Origin of the sequence: Nocardioides oceani, assembly GCF_030412965.1 — a bacterium.
Classification (GTDB): domain Bacteria; phylum Actinomycetota; class Actinomycetes; order Propionibacteriales; family Nocardioidaceae; genus Nocardioides; species Nocardioides oceani.
On the sequence record NZ_JAUHJQ010000285.1, the window covers coordinates 1 to 218 of the forward strand.

Sequence of the window (218 nt, forward strand, 5' to 3'; positions counted from 1 at the left end):
ACCGCGGAGAGCACCGAGCTCGACCGCGCCTACCACCCGCGCTTCGGTCCGTGGGCGCCGGCGCTCAACGCGGTCGGGGAGTCCTGCTACGAGGCGATCCGGTTCCTCGCCCGGATGGGCCAGGTGCGCGGCCGGGTCGACCTGGCCGCCGCGGCGACGATGAGCACCGGCCACTTCTACGACAGCCCCCGCGGGCTGATGCGGCTCGACGGCAACCT

The 218-nt window shown here is 74.3% G+C and carries 1 pseudogene; it reads left to right on the forward strand.

Annotation, left to right across the window (positions count from 1 at the left end):
• Window positions 1-218, forward strand: a pseudogene (locus QWY28_RS24080) (hypothetical protein); the annotation flags it as partial.